A 17,130-nucleotide genomic window follows, 5' to 3' on the forward strand; every position below is an offset into this window, starting at 1 on the left:
GGGCAGGAAGCCCTCTCCCCGCGAGCGGGGAGAGGGGGATGCGCACGACACCGGGAGAACAAGCGCGGGCGATCATTCCACCTCGTCCCCGGCAGACGTCATGCGCGTCACCACGTCGGGGGCGACGCTTTCTTCGGCCTCGTCCTTCGGCGGGTGGATCAGCGCGTCGAGGCGGGCGCGGGTGGCGCGGAATTCCGGGGTGAGCGCCTGGTTGTGGCTGCGCGGGCGCGGCACCGGGACCTCGATGAGTTCGGCCACCTCGCCCGGATGGGCGCTGAGCACCAGGATGCGGTCGGCCAGGTGCACCGCCTCGTCGAGATCGTGGGTGATGAATACGATGGTGATGTCGATCTTCTTCCAGATCTCGATGAGATAGGCCTGCATCCGGGCGCGCGACTGGGTGTCGAGGGCCGAGAACGGCTCGTCCATGAGCAGGATGCGCGGCCGCGTGGCCAGCGCCCGGGCGATGGCGACCCTCTGCTTCATGCCGCCGGAGAGCTGGTGCGGGTAGCTGTCGGCGAAGGCCTCCAGTCCGATGAGCGCCAGCCATTGCCGGGCCTCGCGCTCCGCTTCCCGACGCGGCGTGCCGTTCTCCTCCAGTCCGAAGGCGACGTTGCGCAGCACGCTGAGCCAGGGGAACAGGGTGTAGCCCTGGAACACCATGCCCCGGTCGGCCCCCGGCCCCGAGACCGGCACGCCCTCGACGCTGACCACGCCCGAGGTGGAAGTCTCGAGCCCGGCGAGGATGCGCACGAAGGTGGACTTGCCGCAGCCCGATGGGCCAACGACGCAGAGGAACTCGCGCCGGTGGGTGACGAGGTCGATGTCCTTCAGGGCCACCGTGGTGCCGCCGTCCGGCTTGCGGAAGGTCTTCGTCAGTTTCTCGACCCGGAGGGCGACCTCGCGGCTCTTCAGCTTCTCGAACCGGGCACGGACCGGCTCGCACTGGGTGCGGTAGTCGCAGGCCTCGATCGGCAGGACGACGGGAGAGGCGACGGGAGAGACCGAGTTCACGCTTCGCTCCTGTCGTAGGGGAACAGCCGGCGGCCGAGCCAGGCGAGGGCGAGATCGGTGGCCGAGCCGACGAGGCCGATGATGAGGATCGCGGCGTAGACGTTGTCGAAATGCTGGTAGCGGGCCTGCTGCGTGATGAAGAAGGTGATGCCCGACGAGGTGCCGATGAGTTCGGCGACGATGAGGTAGGTCCAGGCCCAGCCGAGCAGGATACGCTGGTCGCGGTAGAGCTGCGGCAGCATCGCCGGCACGATCACCCGGCGGATGAGGCGGAGATTCCGCGCGCCGAGCGTCAGCGCCGCCTCGATCAGCAGGGGCTCGATCCGCCGGGTGGTGTTGGCGATGACCAGCACCTGCTGGAAGAAGGTGCCGATGACGATGATCGCGATCTTCGGCCCGTCATAGATGCCGAGGATGGCCACCATCAGCGCGCCGAAGGCGGGGGCCGGCATGTAGCGCACGAACTCGATGACCGGCTCGGTGAGGCGCGCCAAAGTCGGCTGGGCGCCGCAGAGGATTCCCAGCGGCACGCCGATCAGCGACGACAGCAGGAAGCCGAGGGCGATGATCTGGATCGAGTGCCACAGGCTCAAGGGCAGGCGGATGGCGTCGCGCTGGGTCGGCTGGGCCGTCAGCGAGGTCCAGAACGCTTCTGCCACCTCGTGCGGGGCGGGGAGGTAGACCGGGTTGGCGGGCCTGCCCGCGGGCTCCGCGGTGCCGGCGGTCTTGGCCGAGGCGACCTCCTCCGCGAAGGCGGCCTTCGGCACGCGCATCCCCGGTTCCATCCAGGCGATGTCGCCGGGATCGGTCACCTCCACCAGGGGATGCCACAGGAACGGCACGTAGGAGACCGCCGCCCAGGCGAGGAGCGGGATCAGGAACGACAGGATGGCGAGGCTCGTCCGCCGGCGCGGCGAGAGCGGCCGGGCCACGCCGACCCAGGAGCGGCGGCGCGGGGAGATGGGAGACGGGACGCGGGCCCCTCCTCCCCCGTGTGGGGAGGAGTTGGAGGTGGGGGTGGTCGGGTGAGCCACCGCGGCCGAGGCTGGCGAAGCCACCCCCACCCCTGTCCCCTCCCCACATGGGGGAGGGGACGTGCGCTCCACGCCCTGGCGCATCTCCGCGCTCATTTGCCGTCGGTCAGCGCGGGGTCGATGTAGCTCTTCACGTCCTGGGCGGTCTTGTAGACCTCGTACTTGACGTTGAAGGCGTCGGCGTAGCGGCTCGAGCCGTAGAGGGAGCCGAACCCGTCGGCATCCTTCATCACCTTGGCGCCCTCGGCAAGGGTGAGGAGCTTGGTGCCCTTGAGGAAGCGGGTGAAGGTGGGCGCGTCGATGCCGACCTTGGCCGCCATGATCGCCACGGCGTCGGGTTGCGTCTTCGGGTCCTGGATATAGGCGACGACCTTGTTCCACACGCCGACGAACTTGATCCACTCGGCCCGGCGGCCCGACAGGCTGGCCGGCGAGACGGTGACCACGTCGTAGATCAGGCCCGGCTCGTCGGCGGAGGTATAGAGCGGCTTGGCGCCGGCCGCGCCCTTCATCGCCTGCCCGGCGACGGGCTGCCAGGCGCCGATGGCCGAGACGTCGCCGGAGGCGAGCACCTGCGGGGTCTCGTTGGTCTTGGCGTTGACCAGGGTGACGTCCGTCTCCTTGAGGCCGAGCTTGGTCAGGCCGTTGATGAGGAGGAGATGCTCCACGAGGCCGACTTCGAGGCCGACTTTCTTGCCCTTGAGGTCGGCCAGTGCCTTCACGCCGGGCTTGCCGACGATCATGTCGTTGCCGTTGGAGTAATCCGTGAGCATGATCATGACGTTCTTGGCGCCGTTGCCGCCCATCACCAGGGCATCGCCGTTGGTGCAGGTGACGGCGTCGAGTTTGCCGGCGGAGAACGCGTCCATGGAGGCCGAGTAGTCGAACCACTCGAACTTCGCGTCGACACCGGCTTCCTTCAGCCAGCCCTTCTCGATGGCGACCTGCCAGGCCACCCAGCCGGGCCAGTCGCTGTAGCCGATGCGCAGGGGCTCGGCGGCGTGCGCCACGGGGATGGAGGCGGAGGCCGTGAGGAGGCCCAGGGCGAGGGCGCAGCCCGTGATGGCCTTGCGTCCGGCGGTCAGGATCGTGGAAAGGTGCATCTGCATTCTCCGAACCGCGTAGTACGATCGCTGGAAATCGTAATACCGATTGCGTTTCACCCATACAAGAGACGTGCCAGGTTCGGCCCGGCATGGAGGAGAGGCCCGATGGCCGGTGGCGACGAGACCGAGATGGGTGCCGATGACGGGGCGGTCCCGGAGGAGGGCGCGGGCGGGCGGCGCAAGCCGGTGAGCCGGATCAGCCTGTCGCTGTCCGAGGACCTGCTCTGCGAACTCGACACCATGGTGGGGGAGCGGGGCTTCGCCAGCCGCTCCCAGGCGGTGGCGACGATCCTCCACCGCTCGCTCGTGGAGCACCGGCACAAGGTCGGCGACCGGGTGATGGTGGGCACGATCACGCTGTTCTACGATCATCTCGCGCCGGGCGTGCAGCAGCGTCTGGCCGACCTTCAGCGGCGCTACATCGCCGAGGTGATCTCCTCGCTCCACGTCCACCTGATGAACAACCAGACCCTCGAAGTGGTGCTGGTCCAGGGGCCGGCGGCGACGCTGCAGACCATCGCCGACACGATGATCACCGAGCGCGGCGTCATCTCCGGCCGGCTGGAACTCGCCGCGGCGCTGATCCCGCCGATCCATCCGTTCCAGGGGGAGGGGAGCGGCTGAGGCTTCGCCCGACGGTACCGCCTCGACGGAGGCTTCCAGCAGCGTTGTGTGATCTGGATGCCTCCTTCGAGGCCTTCGCTTCGCTGCGGCACCTCAGGATGAGGAGTCTGGTGGGATGAGAATTGGTTGCCGGGGCCGAGGTTTGCCTTCTCCTAACCCGACCACCTCATCCTGAGGCGCCGCGAAGCGGCCTCGAAGGAGGCCTCCAGAACTCGGAGCGCGAACTGGACCTCTCCTTCGAGGCCCGGATTCAGGCCGTTTCAGCCTCCGGCTCGCCCGCCGCCTCCGGCATGGCCTCGCCGTCGGGGATCACGTCCACCTCGACCTTGAGCTTCTGCGGGCCGGAGGAGGAGACGATGCCGTCGATGGGCGAGACGTCGGTGTAGTCGCGGCCCCGCGCCACAACGATGTGATCGTCGCAGGCGCCGATGTTGTTGGTGGGATCGAGGCCGATCCAGCCATCCCCGCACCAGACCGAGACCCAGGCATGGCTGGCATCGGCGCCCCGCAGGCGCGGCCGGCCGGCGGGCGGGATAGTGCGAATGTAGCCGCTGACATAGGCGGCGGGCAGGCCGAGGCCGCGCAGGCCGGCAATCATGATATGCGCGAAATCCTGGCACACCCCCGCCCTGAGGGCGAAGGCCTCGGCCAGCGGCGTGTGTACGGTGGTCGCCTTGGCGTCGAAGGTGAAGTCGGCACGCATGCGCCGCATCAGGTCGACGGCTCCGCCATAGGCGCTCCGGCCGGGGGTGAAACTGGCCCGGGCATAGTCGGTCACGTCCGGGTCGAGGGGAACCCTGACGCTGGGGAACACGAAATGCACGGGGGCGTCGGGCGCCATCGAGCGGCCGGAGATCGCCGTGTCGCGCACCGTCTCCCAGGGCATGCCGGATTCCGGCTCCGGCAGCGGCGGACGCTTCACCTCGACCCGCGAGAGGGCTTCCACCCGCAACTCGCTATGTGGGGAGTCGATCAGGAAGGTCACCACGTCGAGGCCGAAATAGTCGCGCCGCACGGTGCGGGTCCGCGGCGTCGGCGAGATCGTCAACTCGCTCGACAGGACGCTCTGCCCCTCTCCGTCGCGCGGCTGCAGCCTGAGGGCGCAGCGGGCGTAGCGGACGGGCTTGCCGTAGCGGTAGGTGGTGAGGTGGCGCAGCGTATAGATCACGCGAGCCCCACCAGCTTTTCCGGCCGCATGGCATGCGGTCCGTTGGGGAAGTAGCGGGTGACGATCGCGTCGGCGAGGCCCTCGAAGGTGTTTTCTAGGCGGGCCAGGGCCGCGCCGTCGAGTTCCGACGCCTCGGCCGTGGTGAATTCGGCGGCGAGCTTCTGGGCGAGGCGCCGGTGCGACTCGGGCAGGCCGTCGACGCGCAGCGCCGGCAGGTCGGCGAGATGGCGGCAGATCGCCTCGATCTGGAAGGCGACGGAGCGCGGGTTGAACGGATCGAGGAGCACCATGTCGCGGACCGGGTCGATGGCCACGCCCTGCATGTAGCGCGCGCCGAAGGAGACGTGCGAATCGCAGAGGGACAGCATGACGCCGAGATCCTCGGCGGTCGCCTCGTCCCCCGCGAAACGGGCGGCGAAGGAGCAGGTGTTGATCGCCCGCTCGATCCGGCGGCCGAGATCGACGAAGTGCCAGCCCGCCGTGCGGTTCATGTTCTCCTGCGCCAGCCCCGCCAGGGCGGCGATGTGGCCGAGCGCCCGCTCCGCCAGCCCGAGGAGCTCGGCCTCGGCCAGTTCCCTGGCCTCGTCGAGGTCGAGGAGGTCCTTCAGATCGGCCAGGGCGCGCCAGGCCTCGCTCGACAGCCGCTCGCGCAGGGAGGCCGCGTTGTGGCGCGCCGACAGGCTGTGCGACAAGGCCGACCCGTAGGTCGCCCGCCCGCTCAGGGCCTCCTGCGCGAGTTTCGCCGTCGGCAGGTCGGGCGCTTCGATGGCGCCCCATTCGTCCAGCAGGGCGCGGATGCGGAGAGCGGTGGGCGCGCTCTCGGTGCCGGCCATGTCGGCGATCACCGCGTTCCCGACGCTGCCGAGATGGGCGATGACGAGGCGGATCACCGCCTCCGCCCGCTCCACGTAGCGGCCGAACCAGAACAGGTTGTCGGCCGCCCGCGACGGCAGGTGGCCGGCGATGCGGCGCACGCGCGGGGCGCCCGGATGCATCAGCGAGACGGGCTCCACCGGGCCGTCCGAGAGCACCCACACATCCGCCGACTTGATCCCGGCCCGCATCTCGATCGGGTTCACGTCGGGCCGCTCGGAGATGCGGCAGAAGCCGCCGGGCATCACCCGCCAGCCGTCGGGAGTCGCCGCCGCGAAGACGCGCAGCACGAAGGGGCGGGGCACGAGGCGCATCCCGTCGGGGCCGGGCTCCCAGCCCGGCATGGTGGAGAGGGGGGCGTGCTCCTGCGCCACGTAGTCGAACGGACGGTCGCGCAGGGCGGCCACCACGCGCTCGCGCTCGGCGACGATGGCGTGCGGCCCGAGGATGGCGTCGCGCCCCATGCCCTTGGTCGGGGTCGCCACCGGCCGCAGGTCCAGCCGTTCGAGGTTGTCGCGCACATGGGCCAGGGATTCGGGATCGCCGCACCACCAGCTCTTCGGCCCCTGGAGGCTGAGGTCGGTGCCGAGGAAGTAGCGTGCGATGCGCGGCAGGTAGGCCCCGAGCGCCCCCGATTCCAGGATGCCGGAACCCGGCATGTTGCCGACGACGAGGCTGCCGTCGCGCAGGGCCTCCAGCACGCCGGACACGCCGAGGCGCGAGGCCGGGTTGAGTTCGAGCGGGTCGAGATAGTCGGAATCGATGCGCCGCCACAGGGCGTCGATGCGCTTGAGGCCGGAGACGGTGCGCACGTGCAGCACTCCGTCCTGCATCACGAGATCGTCGCCCTCCACCAGCAGCAGGCCGAGATAGCGCGCCAGCGCCGCCTGCTCCACATAGGTCGAGCTCAAGGGGCCGGAGGTGAGCAGGCCGATGCGCGGGTCGCTGCGCTGCGCGCCCATGACCAGCCCGTCGCGAAACGCCTGGAAGAACGGGGCGAGGCGCTCGACATGAAGGTCGGCATAGAGGTCCGGGAAGGCGCGGGTCAGCACCATCCGGTTCTCCAGCGCGTAGCCGGGGCCGGAGGGGGCCTGAGTCCTGTCTGCGAGCACCCGCCAGCGCCCGTCCGGCCCCCGGCCGATATCGGCGGCATAGAGCTTGAGCCAGCGCCCGCCCGGCGGCGTCACCCCCGAGAGCGGGCGCAGGAATTCCGGCGCACCGGCCACCAGGGCGGCCGGCAGCACCCCTTCCGACACCATCCGGCCGGGGCCGTAGATGTCCGAGACGATGGATTCCATCAGCCCGGCCCGCTGGACGATGCCGGCGCTGAGGGCGCGCCATTCGGCACCCTCGATCACCAGGGGCAGGGAACTGAGCGGCCAGGCATGCTCGCGCTGGTCGCCGTAGATCCGATACGAGATGCCGGTATCGCGGATGTGCCGCTCGGCCGAGGCGAAGCGGGCGGTGATCTCGGCGCCGCTGAGGGCGCCGAGGCGGTCGAGCAGGCGTGGCCAGGCCCCTTTGCAAGGCCCTTCGGAAACGCCTTCGCGAGGCCCGTCCGGCCCCGCGAACTCGTCCGGGATTCCGGGCCGAGGCCGGTAGTCCGAAGTCCAGCGCGCGACATGCGACGCCGTTCCTCCGGCTTGCGCCTCGGCCATTTGGGTCATCGGGGTGCTGGCGTTCTGAGATCGAGGGTGAGCGGGAACTCGCGGCTGATCTCCTCGACCGGCATCTCGACCTTGCCGGGGGTGTGGCCGTGGGCCTGGAAGCGCGCGAGACGGCGCCCCTCGGCCTCGTAGGTGTTCACCGGGAAGGTCTCGTAGTTGCGCCCGCCGGGATGGCTGACATGGTAGCGGCAGCCGCCGATCGAGCGTCCGCTCCACGCATCGAGGATGTCGATGGTGAGGGGCGAATGCGCGGGGATCGTCGGATGCATCGAGGAGGCCGGCTGCCACGCCTTGAAGCGCAGGCCCGCCACCGCTTCGCCCACCGTGCCGGTGCTCGTCATCGGAAGGCGCCGGCCGTTGCAGCTGATGATGTGGCGGCCGGGCACGAAGCCCTCGACCTTGACCTGCAGACGCTCCACCGAGCTGTCCACGTACCGCACCGTTCCACCGATCGTCCCCTCTTCGCCCAGCACGTGCCAGGGCTCCAGTGCCTGCCGCAGTTCCAGCTTGACGCCGCCCTGCTCCACCGTGCCGAAGACGGGGAAGCGGAACTCGTACTGCGCCTGGAACGCCGCCGGGTCGAAGTCGTAACCGGCTTGGCGGAGGTCTTCCAGCACGCCGAGGAAGTCCGTCCAGAGGAAGTGGGGCAGCATGAAGCGATCGTGCAGGCCCGTGCCCCAACGGACACAGCCGCCTTCCTGGGGCTCGCGCCAGGCCCAGGCGACGATGGCCCGCAGCAGGAGTTGCTGGGCCAGACTCATGCGCGGGTCCGGCGGCATCTCGAAGGAGCGGAACTCCAAGAGGCCGAGGCGGCCGGTGGGGCCGTCCGGCGAGTAGAGCTTGTCGATGCAGATCTCGGAACGGTGGGTGTTGCCGGTGACGTCCACGAGGATGTTGCGGAAGATCCGGTCCACCAGCCAGCGCGGGATGTTGGGCTCGTCGGGCTTGGGCACCTGCGCCATGGCGATTTCGAGCTCGTAGAGCCCGTCGTGCCTAGCCTCGTCCATGCGCGGGGCCTGGCTCGTCGGGCCGATATAGAGGCCGGCGAACAGGTAGGAGAGCGAGGGGTGGCGCTGCCAGTAGAGCACGAGGCTCTTCAGCAGGTCCGGCCGGCGCAAGAACGGCGAATCGTTGGGCGTCGCGCCGCCCAGCACCACGTGGTTGCCGCCGCCGGTGCCGGTATGGCGGCCGTCGGTCATGAACTTCTGCGCGCCCAGGCGGATCTGGCGGGCATCCTCGTAGAGCTCGCTCGTGATGGTCACGGCCTCGCGCCAGGAGGTGGCGGGATGCACGTTGACCTCGATGACGCCCGGATCGGGCGTGACCTTGATGACGTTCAGGCGCGGATCGAACGGCGGCTCGTAGCCCTCGATATGCAGGGGCTGCTTCAGCTCGGCGGCGACGGCCTCGAGATGGCCGATGAGTTCGAGATACTCGTCCACCCGCTGCAGCGGCGGCATGAACACCCGCAGCACCCCGTCCCGCGGCTCGACGGCGAGGGCCGTGCGCACGGCGACGCCGGTGACGCCCGAACCGTTCTCGGTCTTCGTGCCGGGATGACCCTCGGGGAGGGCGCCCCGCTCCTCAAGCGGATCCTGGGGCTGGTAGTAGGGGTAGTGCTCCGGCGGAACGAAGGGCAGCGAGCTCAGGGGGAGGCGATACCCCACCGGTGAATCGCCCGGCGTCAGGAAGGCGTGGGTGCGGCGGAACTGCCAGGGTTCCGAGATCCAGCGGCGGTCGTCGGGATCGTCCTTGCCGAGCGGCAGGCTCGCCAGGGGGAGGGCATAACCGGCGGCCTCGCCGAGGCCGCGGTCGAACACCCGCGCGATGCGGGCATTGGTCTCCGGGTTCGGGAACTTGGCGTCCGAGGTGGTGACGTTGATCGGCAGCTCCTCCCGCTTCTCCTCCCAGTAGATCGGGTCCTCGAAGGCGGGGAACACGTAGGTTTCGAGGCCAAGGCGCTTGGCGACGCCGTCGATCAGCGCCTTCGCCTTGCTGGAGGTGGCGTCACGCGGGCCGTCCTCCTTGGCGACGAGGTCGGGATTGCTCCAGATCGGCTTGCCGTCCCGGCGCCAGTACAGGGCGAAGGCCCAGCGCGGCAGGCTCTCGCCCGGATACCACTTGCCCTGGCCGTAATGCAGCATGCCGCCCGGCCCGAAGCGGGTGCGCAGGCGCCGGATCAGCTTGTCGGCGAGGCCGCGCTTGGTCGGCCCCACGGCGGCGGCGTTCCACTCGGCCGATTCGAAATCGTCGATGGAGACGAAGGTCGGCTCGCCGCCCATGGTCAGGCGCACGTCTTGCTCGGCGAGATCGACGTCGATCCGCTCGCCCAGGGCATCCATCTTGGCCCAGACCTCTTCGGAGAAGGGCTTGGTGATGCGCGGCGCCTCGGCCACACGGGTCACCGTCATCTCGAAGCCGAACTCCACTTCGGCGGGTTCGGCGAGGCCCGAGATCGGCGCGGCGGACTGGTAGTGCGGGGTGGCGGCGAGCGGGATGTGGCCCTCGCCGCAGAGGAGACCGGAGGTGGCGTCGAGGCCGATCCAGCCGGCGCCCGGCAGGTAGACCTCGGCCCAGGCGTGCAGGTCGGTGAAGTCGGTGGAGGTGCCGGCCGGGCCGTCCACCGCCGTCGTGTCGGGAATGAGCTGGATCAGGTAGCCGGAGACGAACCGTGCTGCGAGACCGATGCGGCGCAGCACCTGGACCAGGAGCCAGGCGGAGTCGCGGCAGGAGCCGCTCTTCAGGGTCAGCGTCTCGGCCGGCGTCTGGACGCCCGGCTCCATGCGCACGCCGTAGGTCACCTCGGAGGCGATCATGGCGTTGAGGGCCACGAGGAAGAGCACGGTGTTGGGCTGTTCGGGCAGCCGCTCGAGCAGCGCGTCGATCTCCGGTCCCGTGGCGTCGTCGGTGACGAGATAGGGCTTCAGCTCCGCCGTGAGGTCGCTCTCGTAGGCGAAGGGGCGGGTCTGGGCGTAGTCCTCCACGAAGAAGTCGAACGGGTTGATCACCGCCATCTCGGCGATCAGATCGACCTCGATCTTCAGCTCGGTGGTCCGCTCGGGGAAGACCAGCCGGGCGAGCCAGTTCCCGTTCGGGTCCTGCTGCCAGTTGATGAAGTGGTTCTCCGGCAGGATCTTCAGGGAATAGGCCGGCACGGACGAGCGCGTATGCGGCGCGGGGCGCAGGCGGATCACCTGCGGTCCGAGCTGGATCGGCCGATCGTATTTGTAGTGGGTGACGTGGTGGAGGGCGGCTTTGATGGACACGGGGACTCCCGCTGGTTCAGACGTGGTGCCGGGCGCGCGATGAACGCGCGCCGGCGGCGGGAAGCCGGAGCGCATCGCCGAAGCGCATCCCGGCTGTCATCGGCGTTTCGAGGCCGAATGACCATAGGCCGGGAACAGCGCCGACGGCAGTCGAATTCGGTGCTAGTCTACAGCGACGTTGCCCGACCGGGTGGTGGAAGGCGAAGACGTTCATCGCGTGAGGATCTTGGCCCTGGCAGTTCAGACATACGGCGTGGCGATGCGGCCCGTCGCCGGGCGTGAAGCAAATTCCGTGCATCGTGGCGCGGGACGCCGCCGCGACGCGCTCCCGCTCGCCCTCCGCGGCGTCCGTCCGGCGGGCGCGGCCGCCCGATGAAGGTCTTTCAGTGCCAGGCCTGCGACCAGCCGGTGAGCTTCGAGAGCACGGAATGCGACAGCTGCCAGCGGCGGCTCGGCTATGTCTGCCAGTCGCATGAGATGTCGGCCCTCGAACCCTCCGGTTCGGTCTGGCACGCCTATGCCGACCCGGCCCAAAAGTACCGCTTCTGCGCGAATGCCGATTACCACGCGTGCAACTGGCTGGTGCCGGAGGACAGCGCGGACCGCTACTGTACCTCCTGCCGGCACAACCGCGTTGTCCCGGACCTGACCCTCGACTGGAACCTCACCCGCTGGCGCCAGATCGAGGCGGCCAAGCACCGGTTGTTCTACTCGCTCCTGCGCCTGGACCTGCCGCTGATGACGCGGGAGGAGAACCCGGCCACGGGCCTCGCCTTCGATTTCCTGGTGGATCCGGCCGAGAGCTACAGCGTCGGCCCGCCCGTCCTCACCGGGCATCGCAGCGGCCTCATCACCCTCAACATCGCCGAGGCCGACGACGTCGAGCGCGAGCGCCGGCGGATGCTGTTCGGCGAGTATTACCGCACGCTTCTCGGGCATTTCCGCCACGAGATCGGGCATTATTTCTGGAACGTCCTGGTCCGCTACGACCCGAGCATCTGGGCGTTCCGCGACCTGTTCGGAGACGAGCGCGCCAGCTACGGAATGGCCCTGCAGCGCTACTATGCCCAGGGCGCGCCGCCGGACTGGCAGGAATCCTACGTCAGCGCCTACGCCACCAGCCACCCGTGGGAGGATTTCGCCGAGACCTGGGCGCATTACCTCCACATCGTCGACACGGTGGAGACGGCGAGCGCCTTCGAGCTCCACCTGCGGCCGCGCCTGCGCAGCAGCGCGCCGGAGGCCGTGGTGATCGATTTCGATCCATACCAGTCCCCCGACCTCGACCGGCTGGTCTCGGTCTGGCTGCCACTGACCTATGCGGTGAATTCCCTCAGCCGGAGCATGGGGCAGCCGGCGCTCTATCCCTTCAAGCTGACCCCGGCCGTCATCGCCAAGCTCGCCTTCGTCCACGACCGGGTCGACGCCGTCCGTTCGGCCACGGGGCATCAAGTCGATTCCGACGTCCTGAAGGCCGTCATCACCGGCCTGCGCCAGCGCGTGGCCCCTCCGAACGTTTGATGCCCGCCTCTCAGGGCCTCACGACTCCGGCGAAGAACTCTCCGGCTCCGGCTTGGGAAGCCGGCGCGGGCGGCCGTCGTCGTCGATGGCCACGAAGGTGAAGGTCGCCTCGGTGACCTTCTCGCGCAGCTTGGTGCGGAAGCGCCGGGCCCAGGCCTCGACCTGGATCTTCATGGAGGTGCGGCCGACGCTCTCCACCCGGGTATAGACGCAGAGCACGTCGCCCACCCGCACCGGGCGGATGAAGGTCATCGCATCGACCGCCACCGTGACCACGCGGCCCTGCGCCTGGTCGACGCCGGCGATGCCCCCGGCCTGGTCCATCTGCGACATCACCCAGCCGCCGAAGATGTCGCCGTTGGCGTTGGTGTCGGCCGGCATCGCGATGGTGCGCACCGTGAGGTCCCCACGCGGGTCGCTGGTCTCGCCCATTGCGGTCTCCACCCTGATCGCCGCCGGCCTTGGTTCGTCCGAGGCGCGGCCTTGGTTCGTCCGAGGCGCGGCTTGGCCTCCTGCATCGGCCGAGAGGTGGCGTCAGGTCAAGAAAAAGCCCGGCCGTCCCGAAGGGGACGACCGGGCCTCGAAACCGGCCGGCGTGGCCGACTTAGTAGTAGAAGCGACGCGGGCCGTAGAACCGGCGCGGGGCGTAGTACGGGCGACGGTAGAACGGACGCGGCGCGAAGTACGGACGACGGTAATACGGGCGGGCGTAATAGGGGCGACCGTAGAACGGGCGACGGTAATACGGCCGGCGGTAGTAATACTGCGCCTTCTCGACGACGGCCGGTGCGGCCTCGCTCTGAAGGGCGGGAACCGGGCCGATGGGCGCGGCCGAAGCGCCCTGGGGGGCCAGGGCGGCGAAGCCCAGGGCCAGCAATGCGGCCAGAAGGAGTTTCCTCAACACGTTCATGACTCCTCGGATGATCGAACGACGGTGATGATACGACGGCACGCGCGGGAATGCATGCTTGGCCGTCAGCCGAACGCACGGAATCGGCAAACCGTTTCATGCCCCCTGCCGGCAAGCTTAACGGTTAGCCTTGTGGCGAACGGCCTTCGCCCGAGCGGGGCCGGGTGGACGGGTCAGGCGATCTTCAGCGTCATGTCGACCACGCTGGCCTCGGCCGAGCCCTTCACCAGGGTGATGCCGTGCTCGCAATCTTCCCGGCGGGCATAACCCTCGGCCGAATCGGCGATGACGTTGCCGTTGGTGACACGGAGGCGCCAGCGCCACTCGCCACCCGAATCCCGGTAGAGTTCGAAACGCATGTCCACGCCTCCCTCGCGGCGATGACCGCCATAGGGTCAGATGGCGCGGAATCGCCCGTCGGCAATCCCGTCCCGGCAGCGAGCCCGGACACGACAACGCCGCCCCGGACGATCCGGGGCGGCGTCGGGCCGGGCGAACCCGACCGTCGAAGCGTTAAGTGAGATCAGGAACGCGGGAAGCGATCGAGCCAGCCGATGGCACGGCCTTCGCCGCCGGCATTGCTGCCGGCGCCGCCGCTGCGCGGGCGCTCGCCCTGGCGCGGAGCGCGGTTGTCGCCGCGCTGGTCGGGACGGGGGCCACGGCCCTGTCCGTCCGACGGACGATCGCCGCGGCCTTCCTGGGGACGGCCGGACCGGGCCTGCCCGGCGGGCTGGCCACCGCGACCGCCGCCCGGACGGGCACCGGCGCCGGGACGACCGCCGCCGGGACGCTGGCCCTGGCGCTGGCCGGGACGCTGGCCCTGGGGCGCCGGACGGCGCTCCTCGGCCTGGGCGGCCTCGGCGGCCTCCTGGCGGGTCGGCGGGTTGAAGCCTTCGGGGAAGGCGCCGACGGGGATCTTCTGGCGCGTGGTGCGCTCGATATCCCGCAGGTAGGCCTTCTCCTCGTCGTTGCAGAACGAGATGGCGAGCCCGTTCGCCCCGGCGCGCGCGGTGCGGCCGATGCGGTGGACGTAGCTCTCGGGCACGTTGGGCAGGTCGTAGTTGATGACGTGGCTCACCGCCTCGACATCGATGCCGCGGGCGGCGATGTCGGTGGCGACCAGCACCCGGCAGGACCCGTCCTTGAACGCGGCGAGAGCCCGCTCACGCTGCGGCTGCGACTTGTTGCCGTGGATGGCGGAGGCGTTGATCCCGACCTTCTCCAGGCCGCGCACCACGCGGTCGGCGCCGTGCTTGGTCCGCGTGAAGACGAGCACGCGCTCGATCTTCGGGTCGCGCAGGATGTGGTTGAGCAGGGCCTGCTTCGCGCCGGTATGGGCGAAGATGACTTCCTGGGTGACGCGCTCGGCGGTGGTCGCCACGGGGGTGACGGCGACCTGCACCGGGTCGCGGAGATACTGGTCGGCGAGGCCCGCGATGTTCTTCGGCATGGTGGCCGAGAAGAACAGGCTCTGGCGCTCCTTCGGCAGCATCTTCACGATGCGCTTGAGGGCGTGGATGAAGCCGAGGTCGAGCATCTGGTCGGCCTCGTCGAGGACGAGGATCTCGACGGCTTCGAGGGTCAGCGAGCGGCGCTCGATGAGGTCCATGAGGCGGCCCGGCGTGGCGACGAGGATGTCGACGCCGTTGGCGAGCGCCTTCTCCTGGCGGGAGATGGTCACGCCGCCGAACACCACGGTGTTGGTGAACGACAGGTATTTTCCGTAGTCGGAAAAGCTCTCGGCGATCTGGTTGGCGAGCTCGCGGGTGGGCGAGAGCACCAGCACGCGGCAGCCGCGGCGGATGGCCTTGCGCGGGTTCTGGGCGAGGCGATGCAGGATCGGCAGCGCGAAGGCCGCGGTCTTGCCGGTGCCGGTCTGGGCGATGCCGCAGAGGTCGCGGCCTTCCATGGCGGGGCGGAGGGCCTGGGCCTGGATCGGGGTCGGGGTCTTGTAGCCGGCCTCATCCAGGGCGCGCAGAACGGGCTCTGCGAGGCCGAAATCGGTGAATTGGGTCAAGGGTAGACTTTCAGGCAGCGGGACCGGCCGGACAGCACCGAAACGATGGCCGTCTTGTCGAAGGGGCTGGTCCGTTGAGCTGGAGGCCGCCCGCGTGATGGGGCGATCCGGGTGCATGCACGTTGAAGAGAGGGGCTCAGGTCGCTTGGGCCGCGCTGACGCGCAATCGGCGATCCGTCACGCAGCCCTCTCAAGCGAACCTGTCACGGCCGCTGACGCTGCGACTGCGATATGCGCTTTCGCGCCTGCGAAGTCAACGTGGTGCCCGAGCCATTCGCCGGGCGCGGGGGTTACCAGCCGTAGCGCGCCATCTGATCGAGCTTGGCCCGGACCGCCGTCTCGTCGCGGCCGAGGGCGGCGATGCTCTGGGACAGGCCGTAGCAGGTGCCGCAGAAGGGGAGCTGGACGAGGGGCATCGATTCGGCGCGGAACCGGGACACGGAGCCGATCAGGCAGGCGATGACCACCTCGTCCGGGGGCGTGCCGACGCAATCGCCGCGCGGACTGCCGAACAGGGCGCGGTTGGGATAGGCCAGGGCCAAGGTGGTGCCGCCCCGCCGGTCGGGAGCCGGAGGCACGGTGTAGCTGCGCACGAACAGGCCGGCGAACAGCAGCATCGCGCCGAGGGCCGCGAGGAGGCGCATGGTCAGGCGGTCTCGTCGAAGCGGGTCCGGTGGAACACCTCCGTCCCGGCCCCGTCGATGACGCGCACCGCCTCGGCCGGTCCGCCGGAGCGCTGCGGCGCCCGTGCCCGCGCGAACAGGAGGAGCGCGCGCTCCGTGGCGCTCTCCGCCCCGCTGGCACGGATCGACAGGCGCTGGCGCACGCGGTCCTCGCCCTCGTCGTCGGAGCCGAGGATCTCGATGTGGAACGTCTCGCGCGGAGTCACGATCGGGCGGCCTCCGGATGACGTCTGTGGCGATGGCTGGTCATTGCGGGGAGCTTTCGCCTCAACGTGGCGCCTGTGCAAGATGGGGCGTGCGCAAGGTGCCGCCCCGGCGAGCCTGCGACTGTGCAAGCCGGGGGCGGATGTGGTTGAGTGGCGTCGACCTCCTTATGATCGGACAGAGCAGACATGGCGCCTTCGCATTTCGTCACGACCGGCTGGCTCAAGGAGCGTCTCGGCGCGCCGGGCATCATCGTGCTCGATGCGTCGTGGTACCTGCCCGCCCAGGGGCGCGATGCCGCAGCCGAATACGAGGCCGCCCACATCCCCGGCGCGATCCGCTTCGACATCGACGCCATGAGCGACGAGACCTCGCCCCTGCCGCACATGCTGCCCCGGCCGGAGGTCTTCGCCTCGCGCATGCGCGAGCTCGGCATCGGCGACGGCATGCACATCGTCGTCTATGACGGGATGGGCCTGTTCTCCGCGCCCCGCGTCTGGTGGATGCTGCGCACCTTCGGCGTGCGCGACGTGCAGATCCTGGAGGGCGGCTTTCCGGCCTGGCTCGCCGCCGGCGGTCCCACCGAGGATGGCGACGGCCCCCGCCGCGACCGGCGCCATTTCTCCGCGCGCCTCGACCACGGGGCCGTGGCCGATGCCGCCGACGTCGCCCGCGCCCTCGAGACCGGCTCGGCCCAGGTGGTCGATGCCCGCTCCGCCCCGCGTTTTCGCGGCGAGGAGGCCGAGCCGCGCCCCGGCGTGCGCCCCGGCCACATGCCGGGCGCGCGCAACGTCCATTATTCCGCGCTCCAGGCCGACGGCCGGTTGAAGGACGCGGATGCCCTGCGCAAGGTCTTCGCCGATGCCGGCGTCGATCCGGCCCGCCCCGTGGTCACCACCTGCGGCTCGGGCGTGACGGCGGCCATCGTCGCGCTGGCCCTCGATACCCTCGGTCATCCCCCCCGCGCGCTCTATGACGGCTCCTGGTCCGAATGGGGCGTCGACCCCGCGCGGCCCGTCGCCACGGGACCGGCCTGAGGCGGC

General features: G+C 69.9%; 15 protein-coding genes. 3 read left to right on the top strand and 12 right to left on the bottom strand.

Annotated features, from left to right (window positions below; genetic code table 11):
* Nucleotides 1-72: 72 nt before the first annotated feature.
* From ASF08_RS03595 to ASF08_RS03605, 3 genes are all read right to left on the bottom strand, one after another.
* A complete protein-coding gene (locus tag ASF08_RS03595; RefSeq protein ID WP_056141467.1) occupies nt 73-1,014 on the bottom strand; it encodes an ABC transporter ATP-binding protein in 942 nt (313 codons plus the stop codon).
* Nucleotides 1,011-2,072, bottom strand: coding sequence for an ABC transporter permease (locus tag ASF08_RS03600; protein WP_244474441.1), 1,062 nt, complete (start codon nt 2,070-2,072; stop codon nt 1,011-1,013). The genes ASF08_RS03595 and ASF08_RS03600 overlap by 4 nt, the downstream gene beginning before the upstream one ends.
* Before the next feature lie 68 nt (nt 2,073-2,140).
* Nucleotides 2,141-3,157: an ABC transporter substrate-binding protein gene (locus ASF08_RS03605; protein ID WP_082473034.1), complete on the bottom strand. Its 1,017-nt coding sequence runs from the start codon at nt 3,155-3,157 to the stop codon at nt 2,141-2,143.
* A 102-nt stretch (nt 3,158-3,259) separates the two neighbouring features.
* Between ASF08_RS03605 and nikR the strand changes: the two genes are divergently transcribed.
* Complete coding sequence (nikR, locus tag ASF08_RS03610) at nt 3,260-3,778, top strand: nickel-responsive transcriptional regulator NikR (protein ID WP_200931822.1); 519 nt, start codon at nt 3,260-3,262, stop codon at nt 3,776-3,778.
* Nucleotides 3,779-4,028: 250 nt separating this feature from the next.
* On the opposite strand, the gene ASF08_RS03615 is transcribed toward nikR, so the two are convergent.
* From ASF08_RS03615 to ASF08_RS03625, 3 genes are read right to left on the bottom strand one after another with little or no spacing between them, the layout of a single operon-like run.
* Nucleotides 4,029-4,946, bottom strand: coding sequence for a transglutaminase family protein (locus ASF08_RS03615; protein WP_056141471.1), 918 nt, complete (start codon nt 4,944-4,946; stop codon nt 4,029-4,031).
* A complete protein-coding gene (locus ASF08_RS03620; protein ID WP_056141474.1) occupies nt 4,943-7,486 on the bottom strand; it encodes a circularly permuted type 2 ATP-grasp protein in 2,544 nt (847 codons plus the stop codon). The genes ASF08_RS03615 and ASF08_RS03620 overlap by 4 nt, the downstream gene beginning before the upstream one ends.
* Entirely contained in the window at nt 7,483-10,752 is a 3,270-nt protein-coding gene (locus tag ASF08_RS03625; protein WP_147833298.1) for a transglutaminase family protein, read from the bottom strand. The genes ASF08_RS03620 and ASF08_RS03625 overlap by 4 nt, the downstream gene beginning before the upstream one ends.
* A 372-nt stretch (nt 10,753-11,124) precedes the next feature.
* On the opposite strand from ASF08_RS03625, the gene ASF08_RS03630 reads away from it, so the two are divergent.
* The gene (locus tag ASF08_RS03630) at nt 11,125-12,273 is read left to right on the top strand and encodes a zinc-binding metallopeptidase family protein (protein ID WP_056141488.1); all 1,149 of its coding nucleotides are present in this window, start codon (nt 11,125-11,127) and stop codon (nt 12,271-12,273) included.
* Nucleotides 12,274-12,291: 18 nt separating this feature from the next.
* Here the strand turns inward: ASF08_RS03630 and yciA are convergent, their stop codons facing one another.
* The 6 genes from yciA to ASF08_RS03660 form a co-directional block, all read right to left on the bottom strand.
* A complete protein-coding gene (gene yciA, locus ASF08_RS03635; RefSeq protein WP_056141490.1) occupies nt 12,292-12,705 on the bottom strand; it encodes an acyl-CoA thioester hydrolase YciA in 414 nt (137 codons plus the stop codon).
* Between the two features lie 172 nt (nt 12,706-12,877).
* Nucleotides 12,878-13,177 (bottom strand): hypothetical protein, encoded by a 300-nt coding sequence (locus ASF08_RS03640; RefSeq protein WP_056141709.1) that lies wholly within the window; start codon nt 13,175-13,177, stop codon nt 12,878-12,880.
* A gap of 179 nt (nt 13,178-13,356) precedes the next feature.
* Nucleotides 13,357-13,542 carry a YegP family protein gene (locus tag ASF08_RS03645; protein ID WP_018043081.1) on the bottom strand — a complete coding sequence of 62 codons (186 nt, stop codon included), beginning with the start codon at nt 13,540-13,542 and terminating at the stop codon, nt 13,357-13,359.
* 164 nt (nt 13,543-13,706) lie between these two features.
* Complete coding sequence (locus tag ASF08_RS03650; RefSeq protein WP_018043082.1) at nt 13,707-15,200, bottom strand: DEAD/DEAH box helicase; 1,494 nt, start codon at nt 15,198-15,200, stop codon at nt 13,707-13,709.
* A gap of 290 nt (nt 15,201-15,490) precedes the next feature.
* Nucleotides 15,491-15,844 carry a hypothetical protein gene (locus ASF08_RS03655; protein ID WP_056141493.1) on the bottom strand — a complete coding sequence of 118 codons (354 nt, stop codon included), beginning with the start codon at nt 15,842-15,844 and terminating at the stop codon, nt 15,491-15,493.
* Between the two features lie 2 nt (nt 15,845-15,846).
* Entirely contained in the window at nt 15,847-16,089 is a 243-nt protein-coding gene (locus ASF08_RS03660; RefSeq protein WP_027174009.1) for a hypothetical protein, read from the bottom strand.
* Nucleotides 16,090-16,275: 186 nt separating this feature from the next.
* On the opposite strand from ASF08_RS03660, the gene sseA reads away from it, so the two are divergent.
* Complete coding sequence (gene sseA / locus ASF08_RS03665; protein ID WP_056141496.1) at nt 16,276-17,124, top strand: 3-mercaptopyruvate sulfurtransferase; 849 nt, start codon at nt 16,276-16,278, stop codon at nt 17,122-17,124.
* Nucleotides 17,125-17,130 lie beyond the last annotated feature (6 nt).

The organism is Methylobacterium sp. Leaf85, from assembly GCF_001422125.1.
GTDB classification, from domain to species: Bacteria; Pseudomonadota; Alphaproteobacteria; order Rhizobiales; family Beijerinckiaceae; genus Methylobacterium; species Methylobacterium bullatum.

Bases quoted from the DNA above. Each gene is read 5' to 3' on its own strand.
- yciA (WP_056141490.1), bottom strand. From the start codon at position 12,705: ATGGGCGAGACCAGCGACCCGCGTGGGGACCTCACGGTGCGCACCATC.
- ASF08_RS03630 (WP_056141488.1), top strand. From the start codon at position 11,125: ATGAAGGTCTTTCAGTGCCAGGCCTGCGACCAGCCGGTGAGCTTCGAG.
- ASF08_RS03605 (WP_082473034.1), bottom strand. From the start codon at position 3,157: ATGCAGATGCACCTTTCCACGATCCTGACCGCCGGACGCAAGGCCATC.
- ASF08_RS03645 (WP_018043081.1), bottom strand. From the start codon at position 13,542: ATGCGTTTCGAACTCTACCGGGATTCGGGTGGCGAGTGGCGCTGGCGC.
- sseA (WP_056141496.1), top strand. From the start codon at position 16,276: ATGGCGCCTTCGCATTTCGTCACGACCGGCTGGCTCAAGGAGCGTCTC.
- ASF08_RS03655 (WP_056141493.1), bottom strand. From the start codon at position 15,844: ATGCGCCTCCTCGCGGCCCTCGGCGCGATGCTGCTGTTCGCCGGCCTG.
- ASF08_RS03620 (WP_056141474.1), bottom strand. From the start codon at position 7,486: ATGACCCAAATGGCCGAGGCGCAAGCCGGAGGAACGGCGTCGCATGTC.
- nikR (WP_200931822.1), top strand. From the start codon at position 3,260: ATGGCCGGTGGCGACGAGACCGAGATGGGTGCCGATGACGGGGCGGTC.